This is a genomic window from Streptococcus suis (genome assembly GCF_046032115.1).
GTDB classification, from domain to species: domain Bacteria; phylum Bacillota; class Bacilli; order Lactobacillales; family Streptococcaceae; genus Streptococcus; species Streptococcus suis_AJ.
Genome location: NZ_JARQOZ010000018.1, coordinates 1 through 20,471, shown reverse-complemented (window position 1 = coordinate 20,471; position 20,471 = coordinate 1). Strand labels below are relative to the sequence as shown.

The 20,471-nt window shown below is 41.6% G+C and carries 24 protein-coding genes; 16 read left to right on the top strand and 8 right to left on the bottom strand.

Annotated features, from left to right (window positions below; all coding sequences use genetic code 11):
- Nucleotides 1–22 precede the first annotated feature (22 nt).
- The 6 genes from P7J36_RS06800 to P7J36_RS06775 all read right to left on the bottom strand — a co-directional run bounded on the left by P7J36_RS06800 (nucleotide 23) and on the right by P7J36_RS06775 (nucleotide 4,373).
- A complete protein-coding gene (locus P7J36_RS06800) occupies nucleotides 23–493 on the bottom strand; it encodes a hypothetical protein (protein ID WP_408551595.1) in 471 nt (156 codons plus the stop codon).
- An 11-nt stretch (nucleotides 494–504) separates the two neighbouring features.
- A complete protein-coding gene (locus tag P7J36_RS06795; RefSeq protein ID WP_408551594.1) occupies nucleotides 505–1,011 on the bottom strand; it encodes a DUF2975 domain-containing protein in 507 nt (168 codons plus the stop codon).
- A gap of 4 nt (nucleotides 1,012–1,015) precedes the next feature.
- Nucleotides 1,016–1,228, bottom strand: coding sequence for a helix-turn-helix domain-containing protein (locus P7J36_RS06790; protein ID WP_136670781.1), 213 nt, complete (start codon nucleotides 1,226–1,228; stop codon nucleotides 1,016–1,018).
- Nucleotide 1,229: 1 nt separating this feature from the next.
- Nucleotides 1,230–1,754 (bottom strand): hypothetical protein, encoded by a 525-nt coding sequence (locus P7J36_RS06785; RefSeq protein WP_408551593.1) that lies wholly within the window; start codon nucleotides 1,752–1,754, stop codon nucleotides 1,230–1,232.
- 131 nt (nucleotides 1,755–1,885) lie between these two features.
- Nucleotides 1,886–3,754, bottom strand: a complete 1,869-nt coding sequence (locus tag P7J36_RS06780) for a heavy metal translocating P-type ATPase (RefSeq protein ID WP_408551592.1) — start codon at nucleotides 3,752–3,754, stop codon at nucleotides 1,886–1,888.
- Nucleotides 3,755–3,917: 163 nt separating this feature from the next.
- The gene (locus tag P7J36_RS06775) at nucleotides 3,918–4,373 is read right to left on the bottom strand and encodes a Fur family transcriptional regulator (protein ID WP_014636557.1); all 456 of its coding nucleotides are present in this window, start codon (nucleotides 4,371–4,373) and stop codon (nucleotides 3,918–3,920) included.
- Nucleotides 4,374–4,539: 166 nt separating this feature from the next.
- On the opposite strand from P7J36_RS06775, the gene truA reads away from it, so the two are divergent.
- The 6 genes from truA (at nucleotide 4,540) to P7J36_RS06745 (ending at nucleotide 8,469) form a co-directional block, all read left to right on the top strand.
- A complete protein-coding gene (gene truA, locus P7J36_RS06770; protein WP_024410345.1) occupies nucleotides 4,540–5,289 on the top strand; it encodes a tRNA pseudouridine(38-40) synthase TruA in 750 nt (249 codons plus the stop codon).
- Nucleotides 5,279–6,040, top strand: coding sequence for a bifunctional hydroxymethylpyrimidine kinase/phosphomethylpyrimidine kinase (locus P7J36_RS06765; protein WP_408551591.1), 762 nt, complete (start codon nucleotides 5,279–5,281; stop codon nucleotides 6,038–6,040). Before truA ends, P7J36_RS06765 begins: the two co-directional genes overlap by 11 nt.
- Nucleotides 6,030–6,515, top strand: a complete 486-nt coding sequence (locus P7J36_RS06760) for an ECF transporter S component (RefSeq protein ID WP_408551590.1) — start codon at nucleotides 6,030–6,032, stop codon at nucleotides 6,513–6,515. Before P7J36_RS06765 ends, P7J36_RS06760 begins: the two co-directional genes overlap by 11 nt.
- Entirely contained in the window at nucleotides 6,496–7,059 is a 564-nt protein-coding gene (locus P7J36_RS06755; protein WP_408551589.1) for a TIGR01440 family protein, read from the top strand. The genes P7J36_RS06760 and P7J36_RS06755 overlap by 20 nt, the downstream gene beginning before the upstream one ends.
- 97 nt (nucleotides 7,060–7,156) lie before the next feature.
- Nucleotides 7,157–7,459 carry an ArsR/SmtB family transcription factor gene (locus tag P7J36_RS06750; protein ID WP_253217830.1) on the top strand — a complete coding sequence of 101 codons (303 nt, stop codon included), beginning with the start codon at nucleotides 7,157–7,159 and terminating at the stop codon, nucleotides 7,457–7,459.
- Between the two features lie 71 nt (nucleotides 7,460–7,530).
- Nucleotides 7,531–8,469, top strand: coding sequence for an alpha/beta hydrolase (locus P7J36_RS06745; RefSeq protein ID WP_408551588.1), 939 nt, complete (start codon nucleotides 7,531–7,533; stop codon nucleotides 8,467–8,469).
- Nucleotides 8,470–8,496: 27 nt separating this feature from the next.
- On the opposite strand, the gene P7J36_RS06740 is transcribed toward P7J36_RS06745, so the two are convergent.
- Together P7J36_RS06740 and P7J36_RS06735 are read right to left on the bottom strand one after the other, a co-directional pair.
- Nucleotides 8,497–9,330: a beta-carotene 15,15'-monooxygenase gene (locus P7J36_RS06740; RefSeq protein ID WP_408551587.1), complete on the bottom strand. Its 834-nt coding sequence runs from the start codon at nucleotides 9,328–9,330 to the stop codon at nucleotides 8,497–8,499.
- A gap of 10 nt (nucleotides 9,331–9,340) precedes the next feature.
- On the bottom strand, nucleotides 9,341–9,886 hold the full coding sequence (locus P7J36_RS06735; RefSeq protein ID WP_408551586.1) for a TetR/AcrR family transcriptional regulator: 546 nt from the start codon (nucleotides 9,884–9,886) through the stop codon (nucleotides 9,341–9,343).
- 136 nt (nucleotides 9,887–10,022) lie between these two features.
- Here P7J36_RS06735 and P7J36_RS06730 point away from each other — a divergent pair, with 136 nt between their 5' ends.
- The 10 genes from P7J36_RS06730 to P7J36_RS06685 all read left to right on the top strand — a co-directional run bounded on the left by P7J36_RS06730 (nucleotide 10,023) and on the right by P7J36_RS06685 (nucleotide 20,337).
- Complete coding sequence (locus P7J36_RS06730; RefSeq protein ID WP_172065236.1) at nucleotides 10,023–10,643, top strand: CatB-related O-acetyltransferase; 621 nt, start codon at nucleotides 10,023–10,025, stop codon at nucleotides 10,641–10,643.
- A gap of 115 nt (nucleotides 10,644–10,758) precedes the next feature.
- Nucleotides 10,759–11,031: a hypothetical protein gene (locus P7J36_RS06725; RefSeq protein WP_252562677.1), complete on the top strand. Its 273-nt coding sequence runs from the start codon at nucleotides 10,759–10,761 to the stop codon at nucleotides 11,029–11,031.
- Between the two features lie 179 nt (nucleotides 11,032–11,210).
- Nucleotides 11,211–11,390 (top strand): hypothetical protein, encoded by a 180-nt coding sequence (locus tag P7J36_RS06720; protein WP_408551585.1) that lies wholly within the window; start codon nucleotides 11,211–11,213, stop codon nucleotides 11,388–11,390.
- Nucleotides 11,391–11,583: 193 nt separating this feature from the next.
- Nucleotides 11,584–12,015 carry an Rrf2 family transcriptional regulator gene (locus tag P7J36_RS06715; protein WP_408551618.1) on the top strand — a complete coding sequence of 144 codons (432 nt, stop codon included), beginning with the start codon at nucleotides 11,584–11,586 and terminating at the stop codon, nucleotides 12,013–12,015.
- A gap of 73 nt (nucleotides 12,016–12,088) precedes the next feature.
- Nucleotides 12,089–13,090 carry an NADP-dependent oxidoreductase gene (locus tag P7J36_RS06710; RefSeq protein ID WP_408551584.1) on the top strand — a complete coding sequence of 334 codons (1,002 nt, stop codon included), beginning with the start codon at nucleotides 12,089–12,091 and terminating at the stop codon, nucleotides 13,088–13,090.
- An 11-nt stretch (nucleotides 13,091–13,101) separates the two neighbouring features.
- Nucleotides 13,102–13,938, top strand: a complete 837-nt coding sequence (locus P7J36_RS06705; RefSeq protein ID WP_408551583.1) for an alpha/beta fold hydrolase — start codon at nucleotides 13,102–13,104, stop codon at nucleotides 13,936–13,938.
- Nucleotides 13,939–14,072: 134 nt separating this feature from the next.
- Entirely contained in the window at nucleotides 14,073–14,672 is a 600-nt protein-coding gene (locus P7J36_RS06700; protein ID WP_408551582.1) for a DUF1349 domain-containing protein, read from the top strand.
- A gap of 114 nt (nucleotides 14,673–14,786) precedes the next feature.
- Nucleotides 14,787–16,070, top strand: a complete 1,284-nt coding sequence (tig, locus tag P7J36_RS06695) for a trigger factor (protein ID WP_024417529.1) — start codon at nucleotides 14,787–14,789, stop codon at nucleotides 16,068–16,070.
- Between the two features lie 157 nt (nucleotides 16,071–16,227).
- Complete coding sequence (locus P7J36_RS06690; protein ID WP_105119332.1) at nucleotides 16,228–17,148, top strand: metal ABC transporter solute-binding protein, Zn/Mn family; 921 nt, start codon at nucleotides 16,228–16,230, stop codon at nucleotides 17,146–17,148.
- Between the two features lie 33 nt (nucleotides 17,149–17,181).
- Nucleotides 17,182–20,337, top strand: a complete 3,156-nt coding sequence (locus P7J36_RS06685) for a pneumococcal-type histidine triad protein (protein WP_408551581.1) — start codon at nucleotides 17,182–17,184, stop codon at nucleotides 20,335–20,337.
- Nucleotides 20,338–20,471 lie beyond the last annotated feature (134 nt).

Genomic DNA, 20,471 nt, shown 5'->3' with positions numbered 1-20,471 from the left:
CTTTTGAATCGAGGAATTTTTGCTAGTTTGGATAGAACACAAGAATAGCGGAAGTGGGAGAGGATTTGGTGTATTCGAAATCCTCCAGATCTTGCACGGATAAGCTTTGAACAGTGAAGTAAGTCTGTTTTTTATAGCGAATATTAAAATCATTGCTACTACCAGAATCGATAGTTGAGAAACTATGTTCATTTAGAGTAAACTCTTCTTTTGAGAGTTTCTCGAGATTTTCTTTTGTTGCCATTAAATAGATTTTGCCAGAGAAAGGCGATTCAAGAGAGAGCTCTCCTTTGGATGCCGCGATTTCGACAATTTGTTGAAAGTTCTCAATCTTAGCCAGACTTTCGTCTGTTTTTAGAGCTTTTTCTGTTTCGATGGAAGCTGCTGTTAGCTCGTTTTGCATTTCTTTATTAACTTCTGAAGTGACAGAGTGACAAGCACTTAAGCAAGGTATCATCATGCAGAGTGCAATGAGGGAAATATACTTTTTCATCATGGGCTCCTTTATATAATTTCATCGTTTTCAGCTTGTAAAAGTACACCTTTTTCCAATATCATTTTTGCTAGTAATGCAATAATAATCAGCACACCATTTATGAAGTAATCACTGAGTGAAAAATCGTATAAATCACTTACATTCTTTAAGTCTAGGTAAGATAGGAAAAAAGCACTTGCAAATTGTATGCTAGTCCATACGATCAGAGTTCCTAAAATTATCTTTGTATAGACTACATTTTCAGTTGAGAAAATAGTTCCTTTCTGAAAGTTGATGATCAATTTTTTGAGTATGGTAGCTAGGTAGATGAAGCAAACTACCAATACGATACTTATGATTAGAATGATAACAATGATAGACAAAGGGACAGTTAGTTGTAGGCTATTTTGAATAGGTTTCCCGCCTATAAGTAGAATAAGAAGTGCCAAAATTATCAATCCTGTTAAGGCAATCAATCCATAACGAATAAACGTTAGCAATTGTATGACGATGTTGAAAAATATCTTTTTGTTCATGCTATTACCCCTCATTCACATATTCCAAAATATCTCCTGGTTGGCAGTCTAGGATTCGGCAGATGCTCATCAGGGTATTAAAACGAATGCCTTTTGCCTTGCCTGTCTTGAGAATGGATAGGTTGGCCTCAGTAATGCCGACTTGCTCCGCCAAGTCCTTGGAAGTCATTTGTCGGTCTTTGAGGACCTTGTCTAGGTTTACGCGAATCATTTCCATATCAGATAAACTCGCTGTTCTCGGTTTCAAGTTGTTGCCCTTTTTGTACTAAGGTCCAGACAAAATAAGTCAGGAAGATAAAGAGAGCATTGAGGATAAAATCAGACCAACGTAGATTGAGGAAGTTGTTTGGTCCAGCAGCATTTGTCAGGGCAATCAAGCTGGTTAGTCCGAATTGACCAGCAGTTAAGACTATCAAACTGATGAAGAGTTTCTGATAAAGGGCAAGGCTAGCTGAAGCGAAATAATCTTCTTCCAAAAGCAATTTACATAACTTTTGAAGCAAGTGGGCAATGTGACTGAGTGCCGCTAAGACGATTAAGATTAATCCACTTGTTAAAAGGATGAGCCAGACACCAATCTGGTCAATGGGTTTGTTAAAAGTGTATTCCCAAGAACGTGTTACAAAAGAATCCCCGCTAAAACCTGCCAATGTAAAGAAGGCATAGAGAGCAATCAAAAAATAGAAGAAATAGCGAACACATGCAGCAACCAATCCTGCTGTTTTGAGTAGATTCGTTTTCATAGCAAACCTCCAATTATTATTGTTTTATGATAATATCATCTTCAAAATTATTATAAAACAATAATTCTTGTAATGCAAGCGTTTTTTTAAAAAAATAAGAACAAAACCGCCGAGCAACTGGCGGTTTGATGTTATTTAAAATACAGTAATCTCAACCCATTCAAAATCACCAAAATCGTTGATCCTTCGTGGCCCACCACACCGACTGGGAGGTTGATAGACTGGAAGAGGTTGGAGATGATGAGGAGGGCAATGACAGACAGGGCAAAGATGATATTTTGCTTGATGATACCCCGCATTTTCTTAGAGAGGCGAATGGAGTAGGGAATCCGTGTCAGGTCTTCCATGAGCACGATGTCGGCTGACTCCATAGCGATGTCCGTTCCGCTTCCCATGGCATAGCTGACATTGGCTTGGGCAAGGGCAGGAGCATCGTTGATACCGTCGCCCACCATGCCGACTGACGCAAACTCGTTTTGCAGTTCTTGGATAACAGCAGCCTTATTTGTCGGCAGACAGTTGGCAATCACACGGTCGATACCGACCTGACTGGCTACATACCGAGCGGTCTTTTCTTGGTCACCCGTCAAGAGAATTGGCGTCACGCCCATCTCTTTCAACTGGGCAATTAGCTGCTTGCTCTCAGGTTTCAAACTATCTTCCACCATGAAGATCGCCACAAGGAAATCATTTTGGCTGATATAGACCAGGGTTTTCCCAGTGCTTTCCGCCTCATCGATCTGTGCCAGCAAGCCAGCAGACAGGGGACTCACCAGGCTGTCCACCACAAATCCCGCCTTACCGATTTTCCAGCTGTCGCCCTCATAGCCAGCCACCAAGCCTTTTCCGGTCACGTCTTCTAGGCTTTGGAGGTCAATGGCAGAGCTGTCAGCCGTATAAGTCATCAGAGCCTGAGCGATCGGGTGGCTTGATTGTTTTTCAACTGCCTGAACAACCTGTTTGACAAGCTCCTCATCGCCAAGATAGGTCGCACCTACAACTTCAGGTTTACCAATGGTCAGGGTACCCGTCTTGTCAAAGACGATGGCTTCTAGATTGGCGATGTTATCCGCAATATCACCGCCCTTGATAATCATGCCCTTGCGTGCCGCACGGCTGATGGCAGAAAGTGTTGCGGGTGAAGAAGAAGCTACGAGGGCACAAGGAGAAGCGATGGTCAAGAGAATCATGCCACGGTAGAAGGCAGTTAACCAGTCCCAGCCCAGTGCAAAATGGGCAAAGAGAATGAAGAGCGGTACTACCACCAAAACAACCTTGACATAGGTATCTTCCATATTTTCAATGAAAGTCGCTGTTTGTGATTTAGATTCTTGGGCGTTTTCAACCATTTGGACGATTTTATCAAAGAGAGCATTGCCTTTCTCAGCCGTAACTTGAACGGTCACAGTTGGCCCTTGGTTGATGGTGCCACCGATAACAGCCTGTCCAGCCATTTTTTCCGCAGGAAGCGGCTCACCAGTAATCATGGACTCGTCAAAGATTGATTGCTCACTGATGAGAGTGGCATCCAGTGGGACCGTGTCGCCCTTGCGAACTTGCAGGAGATCGCCGATGCGAATGGCTGCGGTGTCTAAGACAGTGATGTCACCATTTTCCTCGATTTTACGAGCCGTTGGAGGGGTCATGTTCATCAGAGCTGCGATGGCATTCTTACTTTTTTCCATGGCCAATTCTTCCAGAGTAGAAGAAAGGGAGAAGATGAAGATGAGTAGAGCCCCCTCCATCCAGTAGCCGATCAGGCCAGAGCCGATAGCAGCCAAAATCATGAGCAGATCGACCGACAGGTGCTTGTCGAAAATCAGCTCAGTCAGACCTTCTTTGGCGGACTGGTAGCCACCGATGACAAAGGCTGAAATGAAGAAGATAGGAGCCCATCCCTGCCCAGTCTGGAGCAGAAGGATACCCATTAGAATGAGCGCCAAGCAGAGAGCGGTCGTGATGATGTGACTGTGTTGTTTGAGGTTGGTTACGAGTGTCATAGTTTGCTGTTTCCTTATTTAGAATTATTATCATTTAATCAAGTTAATTATAACAATTATAAAAAAGAAAGTCAAGGTTTTTAGAATAATTCTAAATAAGATTGTTCTGATAATTCAAAAGGAAATAAAAAAAGCGACAGAAAGCCGCTTTGATATTCGTCTTTTATCCCTGACAATCAGGACAAATGCCGTAGATGGATAGCACCTCTTTTGTAATTTTGTAACCAGTTTGGGTATGAGCTTCCTTCTTCAAGCTCGGGATTTCTACATCCATGAAATCAGTGATTTTTCCACAGACTTCACAAATAACATTGAGGTGCTCGTGCCCCATGAAGTCGTAATAAGTAGTATTATCATTGGTCCGTTTCAATTCAGTCACAAACCCTTCTTCCAATAGAAGTTTGAGGTTGTTGTAAACAGTCGCCAGGCTCATGTTTGGGTAGTTAGGTAGTAGATCTTGATAAATCATCTCAGCACTAGGATGGTCATCGCTTTCGATAATGTAGGCAACGACTGCTTTTCTAGTTTCGGTAATGCGTACACCCTTTTCTTTTAGATGTTGGATGACGTGTTCAAAAGCAGTTTGGTTTTCTGCATTGAGGTGAGAATGGAGTTCCATAGTTTCCTCCTTTCGTTACTATTTTATAAAAATTCTAAGATACAATATTCAGTTTCATTATAGTGTATTTGGGAGGTTGTGTCAATTTTGAGACAGGAAATCTGTCATAGGACAGTTTGGTGTCTCATGACTTGTTTACATACTTTTCCTGTGCTACAATCAAAACATGACAAGATATAAGGCAATTATTTCCTACGATGGACATGATTTTTCTGGTTTTCAGCGCCAGCCCCATGCTCGTACAGTTCAGGAAGAAATCGAAAAAACGTTAGTAAGATTGAATAGTGGCCAGCCAGTAACCGTTCATGGTGCGGGTCGGACAGATGCGGGAGTACACGCCTACGGTCAGGTTATACACTTTGACTTGGCTGGCAGTCGAGACACTGAGAAGCTCCGCTTTGCCTTGGATACCCAAACCCCTGAGGACATTGATGTGGTCCAGGTGGAGCAGGTGGCGGATGATTTTCATTGCCGCTATGCCAAGCACAGCAAGACCTATGAGTTTTTGGTGGACATTGGCCGACCCAAGAATCCCATGATGCGCCACTATGCGACCTTCTATCCCTATGATTTGGACTTGGGCTTGATAGAAGAAGCTATTCAGGACCTAGTGGGGACCCATGACTTTACAGGCTTTACGGCATCAGGGACTTCAGTCGAGGACAAGGTGCGGACCATCACGGCGGCGACCATGGAGTACGACCAGCGGCGCCAGTTCTTGATTTTTACCTTTTCAGGCAATGGCTTTTTGTACAAGCAGGTGCGGAATATGGTGGGGACCTTGCTGAAAATTGGCAATGGTCGGATGCCTGTGGGGCAGATTAAGCGGATTTTGGCAGAAAAAGATCGTGGTTTGGCAGGTCCAACTGCGGCGGGAAATGGTTTATATTTAAAGGAGATTATCTATGAAGACTAAGTATATTTTGGCGCTTTCGGGCAATGATATTTTCAGCGGTGGCGGCCTCCATGCGGACCTGACCACCTACACAGTCCATGGCCTGCATGGCTTTGTGGCGGTGACCTGCTTGACAGCTATGACGGAAAAAGGTTTTGAGGTTATTCCGACAGATGCAGCGGTGTTTGCCCAGCAGTTGGCTAGTTTGAAGGATGTGCCCTTTTCAGCTATTAAGATCGGCTTGCTTCCGACGGTGGAAATAGCAGAGCAGGCCTTGGAATTTATCAAGGCCCATCAGGATATTCCAGTGGTTTTGGATCCGGTCTTGGTCTGCAAGGAAACGCATGATACCGAGGTCAGCCAGCTGAGGGATGAACTCTTGAAATTCCTTCCCTGTGTCAGCATCATCACGCCAAATCTGGCAGAAGCTCAGCTATTGCTCCAAAAAGACATCCAAACGGTGGAAGAGATGGAGCAGGCGGCGGTGGCGCTTTATGACTTGGGTGCCAAGTCGGTAGTCATCAAGGGGGGCAACCGCTTGGGAGGTTCACAGGCTGTCGATGTTTACTATGACGGGCAGGAAGTGGTAGTGCTTAAGTCGCCCCTGCTTTCAGAAAACAATGTGGGGGCAGGCTGTACCTTTGCGTCCAGCATTGCCAGTCAGCTTTTGTTAGGTCAGGACTCTTTGGCGGCAGTCAAATTGTCCAAGGACTTTGTCCATGCAGCCATCTTAAAATCAGATCAATATGGGGTAATTCAATATGAGAAATAAAAAGACGCAAGAACTTGTATTACTGGCCATTCTAACGGCTTTGACCTTGGTTCTAGCATTTATCCATATACCAACTCCAAATGGCTTTACATCCTTGCTGGATGTTGGGGTTTTCTTTACCGCCTTTTACTTGGGCAAGAAAGAGGGGGCTATTGTCGGCGGACTGTCAGGGCTTCTGATTGATTTCTTGTTGGGCTATCCCCAGTGGGCTTTCTTTAGCTTGCTTTTCCACGGTGCACAGGGCTATTTCGCAGGATGGACGGGTAAGAAACGTTTGATTGGAGTTGTTCTTGCCAGTCTTTCCATGATTGGTGGCTATTTTGTGGCATCTAGTTTCATGTATAATGTAGCTGACGCTGTTACAAGTCTGATGAGTAATACTCTGCAAAACACAGTTGGTTTGGTAGTTGGTTACATCTTGGCTCAGGCAATAGAAAGAATTGGTGCAGTAAATCATGTCATTAAAGGAAATTAAACAGCAAACCCAGCAAATTGTGGAGGAAGTCTTAGAGCTCAGCAATCTTCAAAGGGGCCAAATTTTCGTATTGGGTCTATCCTCTAGTGAAGTAATCGGTGGGCATATCGGCAAAAACTCCAGCCTGGAGGTCGGTGAGGTGATTGTTGAAACGATTTTGGACATTCTGGAGCCGAAGGGTATTTATTTAGCAGTCCAAGGTTGTGAACATCTCAATCGTGCCTTGGTAGTGGAGCGGGAATTGGCTATCCAGAAAGATTGGGAAATTGTCAATGTCTTGCCCACCCTTCATGCAGGAGGCTCTGGACAGTTGGCAGCCTTCAAGTATATGAAGGACCCGGTCGAAGTGGAATTTATCATAGCTCAGGCGGGTGTGGACATCGGTGATACGGCGATTGGCATGCACATCAAGCACGTCCAAGTGCCAATTAGACCGAGCTTGCGTGAAATCGGTCAGGCCCATGTTACAGCTCTTGCCAGCCGTCCTAAACTGATTGGTGGTGCCCGTGCGGCTTATCTGGAAGATCAGATACGGAAAAATTAATCACAGCCAGAGGGTTGTGATTTTTTTGAACAAAGTAGTTGACAAATGCAAAACTTTAAAATACAATACGTTTAAACATTTCAACACGAGGTGGAAAATGAGTCAAAAAACAATGCAGTATTTGCGGAAGGCTATTCCAGCTTTTACCATGTTACAAGATGAGAGTCGGCAAGATATGTTGATGCTCTTATTTGATAAGGGAGAGATGACGGTCAATCAGTTGACAGACCATATGTCGCTTTCTCGTCCAACAGTCTCGCATCATCTGAAATTGCTCTACTCAGCAGATCTTGTCACCTATCGAAAAGATGGGAAGGAACGCTACTATAAAGTTTGCTTAGAAGAAGCACTGGTTATCTTAAAAGACCTAGTGCAGTCTATAGAGGAGGATTTAAAGTAAGACTTTAAATTTTCTTACCACCAATATGTCGAAATGTTTAAAAATATAAAATCAAAAAAGAGGATAAAAAAATGACCTATACAACACAAACAACTTGGAAAGAAATCATGAAATCTTTACCAGCTGATTATCAGTTTACAGCTTCTTATCAACCTAAGGAAGAGTGGTGGGACTACAAAGGGCACCGCTTGCACTTGGATACTTTTAGAAATCCAGCTGCACCAGCTAAAATCATTGCCTTTCATGGTGTAGGGACAAATGGCCGACAAATTTCTATGATTCTCGGTGGTCCACAATCAAAAAATGGCTATGAAACCATTATGATTGATATGCCAACTTATGGTGTTTCCCAAGTTCGCGATCGTAAGAGTGTTACATATGATGACTGGGTAGAGATTGGAGCGGCCTTGATTGATAGAGAATTGACACGAGATGACCGTCCGATTTTCTTGTATGGCCTGAGTGCAGGCGGAATGGAAACCTATCACGTTGCTGCCCGCAATCCAAAGGTAAAAGGGATTATCGGCATGACCTTCTTGGATCAAAAGGCTCAGATTGTCCGAGATCAAACGACCAGCCATGTTCTCATGGGGCGAATTGGAGTTCCTATGTTGACACTTGGAAAAGCCTTGGGCTTGGGTCGTCTTCAGCTACCTATGTGGTTTGCTTCCAAAATGTCAGCTCTTGTTAATGACAAGGACTTGCTCAAAGTCTTTATGAAAGATAAGACATCTGCTGGCAATCTTGCTTCTATCAATTTCTTGCAATCGTACATGAACTACGTTCCAGAGATTGCTCCTAAGGATTTCGCGGTTGCTCCTATTTTACTAACGCAACCAGATGCGGATAAATGGACACCGTATGAGTTGAGTCGTCCTGTCTTGGACCAGATTTCAAAAGTACCAGTGGAAGTTGTTCAGTTGCCAAACGGTGGACACTATCCTGTGGAACACCAAGCCCTTCGCGTGATGAATGATAGTATCAATCGCTTTATCAAACAGAATCTATAAAATCTATCACAGCCAATTTTAAGTTTTTTAGTTTTTGAGTTTTTTAGCTTTTTGTATCATAAACACCCCTTGCCCAATTAAGATAGTGAGCACACTTAGTCCAAGAGCGTAGGTCAAAAATAGTTTACTTTCATGGCTATCTGCTTGTCCAAACTGTTTTAACATCATAGTTTGGAGAAAGAATAGTGCAAATAATGAATTAGTGAAACTTATCTGTTTACTAGATTTTTCTCGAGGAGATGGATTTTTTCTATAACGAAACAGACTAGAAAAAGAATTAATAAAATTGATGAATGTGATTAGTGCAGTAAGATAAACTAACAAAGGAAAAGCTGAATTAACCTTGTCCATCCCTTTTGTAACAAAATAGAATATTGATAAAAATACTCCTGATGAAAAGATGATGAAAACTCCCACTCTGCCATAGTTATTCCAGTCTTCTTCCTCGACTTCTTTACGGAAACGTTTTCCAATTAAAAATTTGACACAGGCAAAAGTTAAATGATAAAAAGCAAATATCAAATACCAAACTGATTGATGAAGGTACCCCGAAATCAGGGATAATAATACATAGACAGCATTATAGAATGTCCCAACTAAAAGTGAGACACGGCTGGTCAAATATGTATTTTGAATAAGAGATACACTATTAACTAGTCTTCGAACAACTTGTACTAGTAGAAGTACGTCAATAACAGCAACTATACCTGATAAAACACTAGCAAGAATGTTAAATAGACTTCTATCTGGAAGGATTTTAGTGATAACTAAAGCGCCAAAGATGAGCATACAAACATTGGCTAGTAAAAAGTACTGCCAATAATCTTTAACGAACTGTAACTGCTTATCAATTTTTTCCAAAATGATGCTCCTAAAATACAATTTCATGAATGATGCGAATAATGTCATCGACATCGTCTAAACAATCACTTAGCACCCAATCATTTATTATTGCTCGTAGACCGGCTACGTAAAAGCGCGCAGTTAATTCTATTTGCCTAGAATCTTTTATGCCTTTGAATTTAAGTCTTTTTGAAAATGTCTTTTCCATGTGGTAGGAAAACGTTTCTTCTTTATTAAATTCCCGAGACCTTTCTAGATAGATACGATATAACTTTCTATGTTTTTTGATAAAGAGGAGATATGGCTTTAAATAATAAGTATCCAAAATACTATCTATATCTGAAGTTTGTTGTAGTTTCGTTTGCTCTAACTCATATTCCTCATCGAAAAGTCTAGAAATTCCTTGTAAAGCATCTTCTAAAAGTTCATATTGATGATTATAGTAGGAATAAAATGTTGAACGATGAACGCTAGCTTCTTTACAAATCTTGCTTACTGAAATTTGATCAAGTTCTTGTTGGTCTAATAATTTAATTAGGGCTTGTTGCAATCTTAATGGTGCTTTATTTTCCATAGTTCACTCAAAATTTTGATTAATTTTGATTAATTTTGATTAATTATAACAAAATCCAACACTTTTTTCAAAACTTGTCGTGTTGCCAGGTGTTACACTAGCGTATAATAGCTACCATAATCGAAAGGAGCTCACAATGACAAAATCACAAAACTTTTATCTAAAAGATACCATACAGAGCAAAAATATTTTTGTTGGAAAATATACCTACTTTGCTAAGGAGAATATTCATGAGGACTTTGAACGTGACTATGTTCTATATAACAAAGAAGGGCGATCAAATTTAATCATTGGAAATTTTACTAGTATTGCAAACGGAGTAGAATTTATTATGCCTTCAGCAAATCACTCTATGACATCCTTTTCAACCTATCCATTTATGTTAGTCAAAAATGAATGGGCTGATAAAACTAGTATGACTGTACAGGATATGCCACAAAAAGGAGATACTATCGTCGGTCATGATGTTTGGATTGGTCGAAATGCAACGATTTTACCTGGAGTGACTATCGGAAATGGTGCAGTTATTGGCAGTAATGCAGTTGTTTCAAAAGATGTCCCAGACTATGCTATTGTTGCAGGCAATCCTGCACGAATTATTCGTTATCGGTTTTCTACTGAAATGATTACATTTCTAAACGAACTAGAATGGTGGCACTTTTCTGATGCTCAATTAGACCAGGCAGTCCCTTATCTGACAAATTTAAACCTAGAAAAATCAAAACAAGCCTTACTAAACATTAAAAATAGTCAATAATTTCTGTAGTAGAAATGATAAAAACAGTAACCGACACTTTGTCATCATCTTGTCGTTCAAAATACTTAATATTAACTTTATACTATATATCAAATAAAGAAAGCGAGTTTATCTCATGATTAGTACAGCTATTACAATTTTATTCGGACATGCGGTGTCCATGCTAGTGACTTTTACAGCTTATAAATTAAAATTTAGAGTCACTCTTGCCCACTGGATAGTAAATTGGGTTTTGGGAGCTATAGGTGCAGTAGCAGCTAACCATTTACTCTTTAGACAATATGGTCCTGTAATCTTTGGTCAAACCATCTTACCAATGCTTGCCGGTTCAATTGTCCTTCCAGGTGTTGGGAGTTGGATAGTCAGTCGTTTACAAACTAAAAAATAATAACCGACACTTTGTCATCATCTTGTCGTTCTAATTACTTAATTAAAGAATTATACTATTTTTATAAAAAAAGAAAGCGAGTTTATCTCATGTTATCTATCATTTTATCTGGATTTTTCGGTCTTTTCATTTCAGTAGCAATCACATTTATTGCCTCAAAACTGAGCAAGAAGGTTTCATTGGCACATTGGATTGTTAATCTTCTCCTTGGAGTTTTAGGAGCAATTGCAGCAAACTACCTACTTGGTGGTCAATATGGTCCTGTAATCTTTGGTCAAACCATCCTACCAATGCTTGCCGGTTCAGTTGTCCTTCCAGGTGTTGGAAGTTGGACGATTAATTTCATTAATAAAAAATAAATATCAAAACAAAATAACATCAAAATATACTTGTGTTCAATTTAGAACCAAACAGTACTATCTTTTAAGTATTAGTTTGGTTTTTTTTGTGAGCACGAGTTTAAAATGTTTAAGCATAATAGTTGCCAAATTCAATATTATCTGATAAACTTGTCCTTGTAATTGATACATGAACAGAAAGGAATATCTTATGATGGATACAAAATTTTCTGTTGCCCTTCATATTCTTACCATGATTAGTGAGAGCAAGGAAGTCCTCAGCTCGCAAGCCTTAGCAGAAAGTGTTGGCACCAATGCTAGTTACATTCGTAAGGTGATTGCACTTCTGAAAAATGCAGGACTCATCACTTCGCAACAAGGGCGATCAGGATACCAGTTAAGTAAGTCGCCAAAAGAGATGACTTTATTGGAAATCTATTTTGCCACCCAGGAAGTAGAACATATTAATCTCTTCCAAATTCACCAAAATGCTAACCAGGCATGTCCAGTTGGTCAGCACATTGAAAATGCCATGTCCCCTATTTTTTCCAAAGTTGAAGAACAACTTGAAAAAGAACTAGGGCAAGAAACCTTGGATAATGTCATTACCAATCTCTACCAATCAGCCAATCAAAAACGCATCTGACCAAGTGTCAGATTTTCTAAGAATAAACATTAACTTGTATCAGATACAAGTCTTGAAATAAAAGGAGTAAACCATGAAAGCAGCACAACACACATCTTATAACAAAAACAATATCGTACTTAACCTAACTGACATTGCTAAACCTCAAATCAAACCCAATCAAGTCCTTGTCAAAGTGACCGCGGCAGGTGTCAATCCCTTGGACAACATGATTTCTCGTGGAGATGTCAAGATGATTGTCCCTTACAAATTGCCACAAACAGCGGGGAATGAAGTCGTTGGTATGGTTACAGAAGTTGGATCAAGTGTCACCAAGTTTGCGGTTGGTGACCGTGTCTTTGGTCGTCTTCCTCTCGACAACATCGGTGCCTTTGCGGAGTATGTAGCGGTTGAGGCTACAGCCCTTGCCAAAGTTCCTGCCTACCTGACAGATGTGGAAGCGGCAGCTGTTCCTCTGACGGCCTTGACTATTATGCAAGCTCTTAATCTCATGGGTGCAGAAGCTGGCAAGACCATTTTCATCTCAGGCGGGACAGGCGGTGTCGGTGGGATGGCTATTCCGATTGCCAAAGCCAAGGGTTTGACGGTTATTACCAACGGTGACGGGGCAAATGCAGAGCGAGTATTGGCATTGGGAGCAGACCAGTTTATCGACTACAAGACAGAAGATTATACTAAAACCCTCTCCCAAATCGACTATGTGCTGGACACGCTTGGCGGTGCAGAAACCGAAAAACAAATGTCGATCATGAAAAAAGGTGGTCAGTTGGTTTCCCTCCGTGCCATGCCAAATGGCGAATTTGCCAAACGCATGAACCTGCCAAAATGGAAACAAATCCTGCTTGGCTTGGTTGGTCGCAAGTTTGATAAAATGGCGGAAAGCTACGGAGTACACTACCATTTCATCTTCGTAGAAAGCAATGGGCAACAGCTGCAAGAAGTGGCAGATATTTTCAGCAAGTTAGAAATCAAACCATCAATCGACACCGTTTACCCATTTGAAGAAGTTAACGCAGCCTTGGACAAGGTCGCAAACGGTCGCTCACGTGGAAAAACTGTCCTCAGTTTTAAATAGTAGGAGTACTTATGTCTTATATCACAACTAAAAATCAATACATTACTGTCGCTGGCAATCAGATTGCCTACCGTGAACTAGGTAAGGGCAAGTCCAAACTGCCCTTGGTCATGTTAGTCCACTTGGCCGCAACCTTGGACAACTGGGATCCAAAATTGCTAGACTTACTAGCTGAAAAAGAGCATGTCATTGTTCTTGATTTGCCTGGCGTCGGAGCCAGTCAAGGCAAGGTAGCTCCAACTATTCCAGGAATGGCAGAGCAGGCTATTGCTATTATCAAGGCTTTGGGGCATACGAAAATCAACCTTCTCGGTCTTTCTATGGGGGGCTTTATCGCTCAAGAAATCGTCCGACTTGACAGTCAGTTGGTCAACCGCTTGATTCTTGTAGGGACAGGTCATCGCGGTGGTCTTGAAGTTGATAGGGTAACAGGAAAAACCTTCCGCTATATGCTGAAGGCTGGTCTGGAGCGTGTGGATCCAAAACGCTACATCTTCTACAATCACGATGAAGCAGGTCGCCTGGAAGCTGAAAAAGTTTTGGGTCGTATGGGAGAAAGAAAAGCTGCTGATGCAGACAAGGACATGAATGTCCCAGGATTTTTGACACAGCTGAAGGCAATCAAACGTTGGGGCAGAGCCCCTCAAGAAGATATGGCCTTTATCACGCAACCCACCCTGATTGTCAACGGCGACAAGGATATTCAAGTTCCGACTGAGAACTCTTATATCATGCATGAGAAAATCAAAAACAGCCAACTGATCATCTATCCAAATGCGGGTCACGGATCTATCTTCCAAAATGCAGAGGCCTTTTCGACAGCCTTGATAGCCTTTTTGGAGGAATAGTCCCTATTACTCTTGATGATACAAGGCCTGCAAAGTCCCCAAAATCACCTCAGCTTGTTCTTGAAAGAGCTGATTGAGTTACTTGTCTTCCTTATCTTTTGTCTGTATAATAATCTAAAACGAAAGGAAAGCAAATGAACACGAAGAATTTTTACTGGGTGCGAGAACCAGAAAACTACCAGATTTCAGATAAGGAAATCAGAATCACAACCCAAGCTCATACGGACTTGTGGCAGAAGACCTATTACCATTTTGTCAATGACAATGCCCCTTTGCTCTTGATGGATACGGAGGAAGAGTATTTCTCCTTTACGGTTAAGACGGATTTTTCCAATAGTCATACCCGCTTTGACCAGTGTGGTGTCGTGGTTTATCAGGATTCGGAAAACTGGATTAAGGGCTCGATTGAGTATGAAAATGAAGACTTTCAGCACTTAGGCAGTGTCGTGACCAATCACGGTTTTTCAGACTGGGCAACTCTGGAAATACCTGCTTCTGTCAAGTCAATCTATTACCGTTTGAGCCGACGGGGTAGCGATTTCTGCATCGAAAACTCTAAAGATGGTGTCCATTTTGAGCAGATGCGGATTTGTCACCTACATGAAGGCGGTGGAAAAATCCATTTTGGAATCTATGCCTGCTCGCCAGAAGATTCTTCTTTTGAAGCCGTCTTTTCGGAAATGAGTTTGACTGACTGCAAGTGGCTGGCCCACGACGGACAACAACCAGATTAGAAGATTAGCTTCCAGCGCTGCCATTTCCCAAAAGTCCGCTATAAAATCGTTGAAATCCTTGTCATTTGTGGTATAATGAAGAGTATGCAATAAAATTTTAAGGAGAATGACAGAATGTCTGTATCATTTGAAGCAAAAGAAACAAACCGCGGCGTTTTGACTTTTACAATCGGTCAAGATGCAATCAAACCAGAATTGGACCGCGTTTTCAACAAAGTTAAGAAAGATATCAATCTTCCAGGTTTCCGTAAAGGTCACTTGCCACGTGCCGTTTTCAACCAAAAATTTGGTGAAGAAGCACTTTACCAAGATGTAGTAAACGCTCTTTTACCAGCAGCTTATGAAGCGGCAGTTGCTGAAGCTGGTCTTGAAGTCGTTGCACAACCCAAAATCGACGTTGTATCTATGGAAAAAGGCCAAGACTGGACAATCACTGCTGAAGTTGTGACAAAACCTGAAGTAAAATTGGGTGACTACAAAAACTTGGCAGTTTCAGTAGAAGCAACTAAAGAAGTATCTGACGAAGAAGTAGATGCAAAAATCGAAGCTGCACGCAACAACTTGGCTGAATTGGTTATCAAAGAAGGCCCAGCAGCTGAAGGCGACACAGTTGTTATCGACTTTGTAGGTTCAATCGACGGTGTTGAATTTGACGGCGGTAAAGGCGAGAACTTCTCACTTGGACTTGGTTCAGGTCAATTCATCCCAGGTTTCGAAGCACAATTGGTAGGCCACGCAGCTGGTGAAGAAGTAAACGTTGAAGTGACTTTCCCAGAAGACTATCAAGCAGCTGACCTTGCTGGTAAACCAGCCCTCTTCGTGACAAAAATCCACGAAGTAAAAGCAAAAGAAGTTCCAGCTTTGGATGACGAATTGGCAAAAGACATCGACGAAGAAGTAGAAACACTTGATGAGTTGAAAGCTAAGTACCGTAAAGAATTGGAAGCAGCAAAAGAAGTTGCCTTTGACGATGCAGTTGAATCAGCAGCTCTTGAATTGGCTGTAGAAAACGCTGAAATCGTTGAATTGCCAGAAGAAATGATCCACGAAGAAGTTCACCGTGCAATCAACGAATTCTTGGGTGGTATGCAACAACAAGGTATCTCACCAGATATGTACTTCCAAATTACTGGTACAACTCGTGAAGACCTTCATAAACAATACGAAGCAGATGCTGAAAAACGCACTAAGACAAACTTGGTTGTTGAAGCAGTAGCGAAAGCAGAAGGTTTCGAAGCAACTGAAGAAGAAATCAACAAAGAAATCGAAGATTTGGCAGCAACTTACAACATGGAAGTGGCACAAGTTCGTAGCTTGCTTTCACCAGAAATGCTTAAACACGACATCGCTGTGAAGAAAGCTGTAGAAGTGATCACAAGCACTGCAACTGTAAAATAATAATGTAAATTGTAAAACTCGACTCTGGTCGGGTTTTTTGTTTAATCATCTTTTTAGACTGGTCGAGTTCTTTCCCACTCCCATCTTTTTTTAAAAAAAATGCTTGACTGGTTAACATTCTTGTGATATAGTTAACTGGTTAATAAAGGAGGTAGTTATGTTAAAGAAAGTGATAAGGGGCTGTTTTGTTGCCTTATTCGGTTTTGTTTTAGCAGCTTGCTCGGCTCAGAAGGAAGCGAGTCAAGTACAGCCAGGAATGAAAATAGTCACCTCATTTTACCCAATATATTCACTGGTTAAGGAAGTGTCTGGGAGCAAAAATGATGTTCGAATGATTGGGTCAAGACAGGGCATACACTCTTATGAACCATCGGCTGCGGACATAAAGGCCATATACGATGCAGATGTTTTTATCTATCATTCGCGAATTTTGGAATCCTGGGCAGGACGTTTGGAACCTAATTTGCAAGGTTCATCTGTCAAGGTTTTGGAGGCTTCGACTAATTTACCGCTGACAAAGGTTCCAGGCTTAGAAGACATGGAAGCTGGTCAAGGGATTGATGAAGCTAGTTTATATGACCCTCACACATGGTTGGATCCGGTTTTAGTTGGTCAGGAAGCTGTTGCGATCGGTGAACTTTTAGCAGAAAGTGATCCTAAGAATGCGGATTATTATCGTCAAAATGCCGCAACCTTGGAGGAAAAGGCGCAAAAGTTGGCAGACAAGTATAGCCCAATCTTTTCAAAAGCCACATCAAAAACATTTGTCACTCAACACACAGCCTTCTCTTACACTGCGCAACGCTTCGGGTTGAAGCAGTTGGGAATCGCAGGAGTTTCAGAGGAGGAACCAAGCCCTAGACAGTTGGCGGAAATTAAAGAATTTGTTGACACCTACAATGTGCAAACAATTTTTACAGAAAAAGGTGCCTCGGATAAGCTTGCCAAGGCATTGGCGAGTTCGACAGGTGTGGACTTAAAAGTGTTGGATCCTCTTGAAGCAGATCCGGAAAATAATTTAACCTATCTAGAAAATCTAGAGCAAGTCTTAGAAACATTAGCTCGAGAGTTAAAATAAAAGGCCGAATTCTATCGACCGAAAGGAGAAAAAATGAAGAAAAAAGTAGTTGTTGGCTCCGTAGCCGCCCTTGTTTTAGGGATGAGTCTCTGTAGCTATCAGCTTGGACGTTTCCAAGCGATGGAAGAGCAAAAAAATCGTGTGTCCTATATTGAAGATAGTCAAAGTGTACAAACTACCGTTGCTGAACAATTAACACCTGATCAAGTTTCTGCCAAGGAAAATATTGACGCAGAGCAGATAGTCGTTAAAATTACTGATCAAGGCTATGTGACATCACACGGTGACCATTTCCACTACTATAATGGTAAAGTCCCTTTTGATGCGATTTTTAGTGAAGAGTTGGTCATGAAGGACCCGAACTATGTTTTACAAGACAGTCACATCATCAATGAAGTTCAAGATGGCTACGTCATAAAAGTCGACGGGAAATACTATCTCTATCTAAAAGACCCTAGCAAACGTAAAAATGTTCGTAGCAAAGAAGAAGTGGAGCGGCAAAAAGGAATCTCTTCTGCTGACAGTAAGAATCAGGCAGCAGGAAATAGTAAAGACGGCCGCTACAGAACAGACGATGGCTATGTCTTTAATCCGACAGATGTTATTGAAGACACGGGAGATGGTTTTATCGTTCCGCACGGCGACCATTTCCACTTTATTCCTAAAAAAGATTTATCAGCTGCCGAATTGAAGGCTGCTCAAGATTACTGGAATCAAAAAGGAAGCGTGAGCTCGGCTAGTGGTAGTCAATATGGCGATAGAAACAATAGAGCACAACAGACAACAATTAGTGTGGGGCAAGGTCAGGATTTGGCTAGTTTATTGGCTCAATTGGATGCAACGCCGCTATCTCAACGCCATGTAGAAGCAGATGGATTGGTATTTGACCCAAGAACGATTACGAAGAAAACCGCAGCAGGTGTTATCGTTCCACACGGCGACCATTACCACTTTATCCCATACAGCCAGATGTCTCCTCTAGAAGAGAAGATTTCTCGAATGATTGGTGTAAATGGAGCAGGTGTTTCTTCTGGTGCACAAGCAAGTCACTCCCAACACACACCGACACAACCAAATCGTCCAGTAACACCAATCGGCACGGTTACAACGCAACCGGTATCGCCTACACAACCAGTATTGCCAACACAACCGAAGCAGTCAACAGGGAAAATGGTTTCCTATATGGGACGTCAAATTCCTGCTTATGGAAAAGGATTAGATGGTAAGGCATATTTTACAAGTGATGGATACACCTTTAGCAAATCCTCTATTACCTCAGTTGATGATCAAGGGTTGATAGCTAGTCATGGAGATCATTTCCATTATGTTGGTTTTGGCGAACTCGAAGATTTTGAAATCAAGCAAGTAGAGGAATGGGTAAATGAGAAGGCGGGCAAACAAGTGCCGCCGAAAACATCAGAACAAGTAGGAAACGATGCTAACCCAACAACACCAAGTCAAGGGAATGATTCAAAACCTGTAAAACCAATTCAAGAAGAAAACCGCCCTGCATTTGAATACAAACAAGTAACGGCTAAACGTAAATTGGCTGGAAAAGTTGTTTATGAAATGGAAGTAGGTGGAAAAACTTATACGTATGGTCGTGACGAATTAGATTTGATGAAAATCTCTTTTGCTGAGTTGACCTTGGCAGAAAAAGATAAGCAGTATATCTTTGATATTGCACCGCTTGCAGAAGGAGATCTTAAGCCAGCCATGTTGGTCGGTATGGATCAAATTCCGATGAAGGGAGCGAATGCGACCTATGATACTGGACAATCCTTTATTATTCCACACATTGATCACATCCACGTCCTACCTTACACATGGTTGAGTAAGGAACAAATTGCAACGATCCGTTATATCATGCAACATCCTGAAATTCGTCCATCTGCTTGGACTACAAGTGGACATGGTGATGGAGAAGCAACGGATCTTGTTCCCCCAATTCTAAATGCAACACCTAAAGCAAACCGCTTAGGCTTGAAAAATTGGCAAATCATTCACACCGCAGAAGAAGTCATGGATGCACGTGCAAAAGGGAAATTTGCAACAAATGATGGCTATATCTTCTCGGCGGAAGACGTACTAGATCCAGCAAGTTTTGTCTTTAGTCAAGCATTCAGTCTACCAAGAGCGACAGGTGGTTCTCTGCGTTCAATTTCCAAGAAAGATTTATCTAAAGAAGAATTGGAAGCTGTACAAACTCTTCTTGATAAACGAGACGCTGAAGAATTGGCGAAAAATGTCACACCAATTGAGAAACGTGCAGGTTTGAAAAATTGGCAAATTGTTCACTCGGCAGAAGAATTGGCAGAAGCTAAGGCAGCAGGAAAATATACAACAAAAGATGGCTATATTTTTGACCCAGCAGACCTATTAGATCCAAAAGTGAAAATAGGTACGGATAACTATCGCATCCCACGTGTGATTACAGATGGTTACCGTCGGATTAATAAGAGTGATTTGAATTACTTAAGCGAGCTGATCCCAGCAGAGGCTATGGTAGCTCAACGTGAGAAATCTAATTCTAGTTCACCGTCAACACCTGCACCAACTGAAACAGGAGCAAGTGCAGGCGAGACAACAACGCCAGAACAGCCACAAGTTGCCAAAGAAACAGCAGAGGAAATTTACAACCGAGTTGAAGCGAAGAAAGTCGTTCCTTTCGAAGCACTGACCTACAATGCTGGCTATGCGACCGAAGTACGCAACGGGACTCTGGTAATTCCGCATCAAGATCACTATCACTATGTATCCTTTAAATGGTTTGACCAAGGTAGTGCAAGAAGTCCTGAAGGGTATAGTCTAGAAGATTTCCTAGCAACGGTTAAATACTACATGACTAATCCACAAGAACGCCCTGTTTCAGACGATGGCTGGGGAGTATTTACACCAAGTACACCATCTGAATCAACAGAAGAAACAGAGACGGAAGAAAGTGATGAAGAAATTATTTCTGAAGAAACTGAGGAAATTGACGAGTTTACAGAAGAATTAAAACGAAGAGCAGAAGAGTTTGGCATGGACTTCAAAACCTTTGAACAAAGTCTGGTCACGCTCTCAGACCGTTACAAAGTTTCTTTTGAAGCTTTCGAATATGATGCAACAAGCAAAGTTGTTCGACTTGTAGATAAGGATGGGGTCAAACGGACCATCTCCCTTCCAAGTTTAGAAGAACAAGTATAGTAAACAAAATACCTGTAGCGCTGAGCTCTGCAGGTATTTTTTTACAGAAAAACGATAAGAATCATTCCCGTAGTTGGTTATGCCCTACCCATCATAGCTTTTCAAACTTTCAAAAAGAAAAATCGCCACGGTAA

Excerpts from the sequence above, each read along its gene's own strand:
- P7J36_RS06730 (WP_172065236.1), top strand. The coding sequence starts at position 10,023 with ATGACAAAATCACAAAACTTTTATCTAAAAGATACCATACAGAGCAAA.
- P7J36_RS06765 (WP_408551591.1), top strand. The coding sequence starts at position 5,279 with ATGAAGACTAAGTATATTTTGGCGCTTTCGGGCAATGATATTTTCAGC.
- P7J36_RS06780 (WP_408551592.1), bottom strand. The coding sequence starts at position 3,754 with ATGACACTCGTAACCAACCTCAAACAACACAGTCACATCATCACGACC.
- P7J36_RS06715 (WP_408551618.1), top strand. The coding sequence starts at position 11,584 with ATGGATACAAAATTTTCTGTTGCCCTTCATATTCTTACCATGATTAGT.
- P7J36_RS06745 (WP_408551588.1), top strand. The coding sequence starts at position 7,531 with ATGACCTATACAACACAAACAACTTGGAAAGAAATCATGAAATCTTTA.
- P7J36_RS06735 (WP_408551586.1), bottom strand. The coding sequence starts at position 9,886 with ATGGAAAATAAAGCACCATTAAGATTGCAACAAGCCCTAATTAAATTA.
- P7J36_RS06710 (WP_408551584.1), top strand. The coding sequence starts at position 12,089 with ATGAAAGCAGCACAACACACATCTTATAACAAAAACAATATCGTACTT.
- tig (WP_024417529.1), top strand. The coding sequence starts at position 14,787 with ATGTCTGTATCATTTGAAGCAAAAGAAACAAACCGCGGCGTTTTGACT.
- truA (WP_024410345.1), top strand. The coding sequence starts at position 4,540 with ATGACAAGATATAAGGCAATTATTTCCTACGATGGACATGATTTTTCT.
- P7J36_RS06705 (WP_408551583.1), top strand. The coding sequence starts at position 13,102 with ATGTCTTATATCACAACTAAAAATCAATACATTACTGTCGCTGGCAAT.
- P7J36_RS06690 (WP_105119332.1), top strand. The coding sequence starts at position 16,228 with ATGTTAAAGAAAGTGATAAGGGGCTGTTTTGTTGCCTTATTCGGTTTT.
- P7J36_RS06725 (WP_252562677.1), top strand. The coding sequence starts at position 10,759 with ATGATTAGTACAGCTATTACAATTTTATTCGGACATGCGGTGTCCATG.
- P7J36_RS06685 (WP_408551581.1), top strand. The coding sequence starts at position 17,182 with ATGAAGAAAAAAGTAGTTGTTGGCTCCGTAGCCGCCCTTGTTTTAGGG.
- P7J36_RS06775 (WP_014636557.1), bottom strand. The coding sequence starts at position 4,373 with ATGGAACTCCATTCTCACCTCAATGCAGAAAACCAAACTGCTTTTGAA.
- P7J36_RS06750 (WP_253217830.1), top strand. The coding sequence starts at position 7,157 with ATGAGTCAAAAAACAATGCAGTATTTGCGGAAGGCTATTCCAGCTTTT.
- P7J36_RS06790 (WP_136670781.1), bottom strand. The coding sequence starts at position 1,228 with ATGGAAATGATTCGCGTAAACCTAGACAAGGTCCTCAAAGACCGACAA.
- P7J36_RS06795 (WP_408551594.1), bottom strand. The coding sequence starts at position 1,011 with ATGAACAAAAAGATATTTTTCAACATCGTCATACAATTGCTAACGTTT.
- P7J36_RS06800 (WP_408551595.1), bottom strand. The coding sequence starts at position 493 with ATGAAAAAGTATATTTCCCTCATTGCACTCTGCATGATGATACCTTGC.
- P7J36_RS06700 (WP_408551582.1), top strand. The coding sequence starts at position 14,073 with ATGAACACGAAGAATTTTTACTGGGTGCGAGAACCAGAAAACTACCAG.
- P7J36_RS06785 (WP_408551593.1), bottom strand. The coding sequence starts at position 1,754 with ATGAAAACGAATCTACTCAAAACAGCAGGATTGGTTGCTGCATGTGTT.
- P7J36_RS06755 (WP_408551589.1), top strand. The coding sequence starts at position 6,496 with ATGTCATTAAAGGAAATTAAACAGCAAACCCAGCAAATTGTGGAGGAA.
- P7J36_RS06760 (WP_408551590.1), top strand. The coding sequence starts at position 6,030 with ATGAGAAATAAAAAGACGCAAGAACTTGTATTACTGGCCATTCTAACG.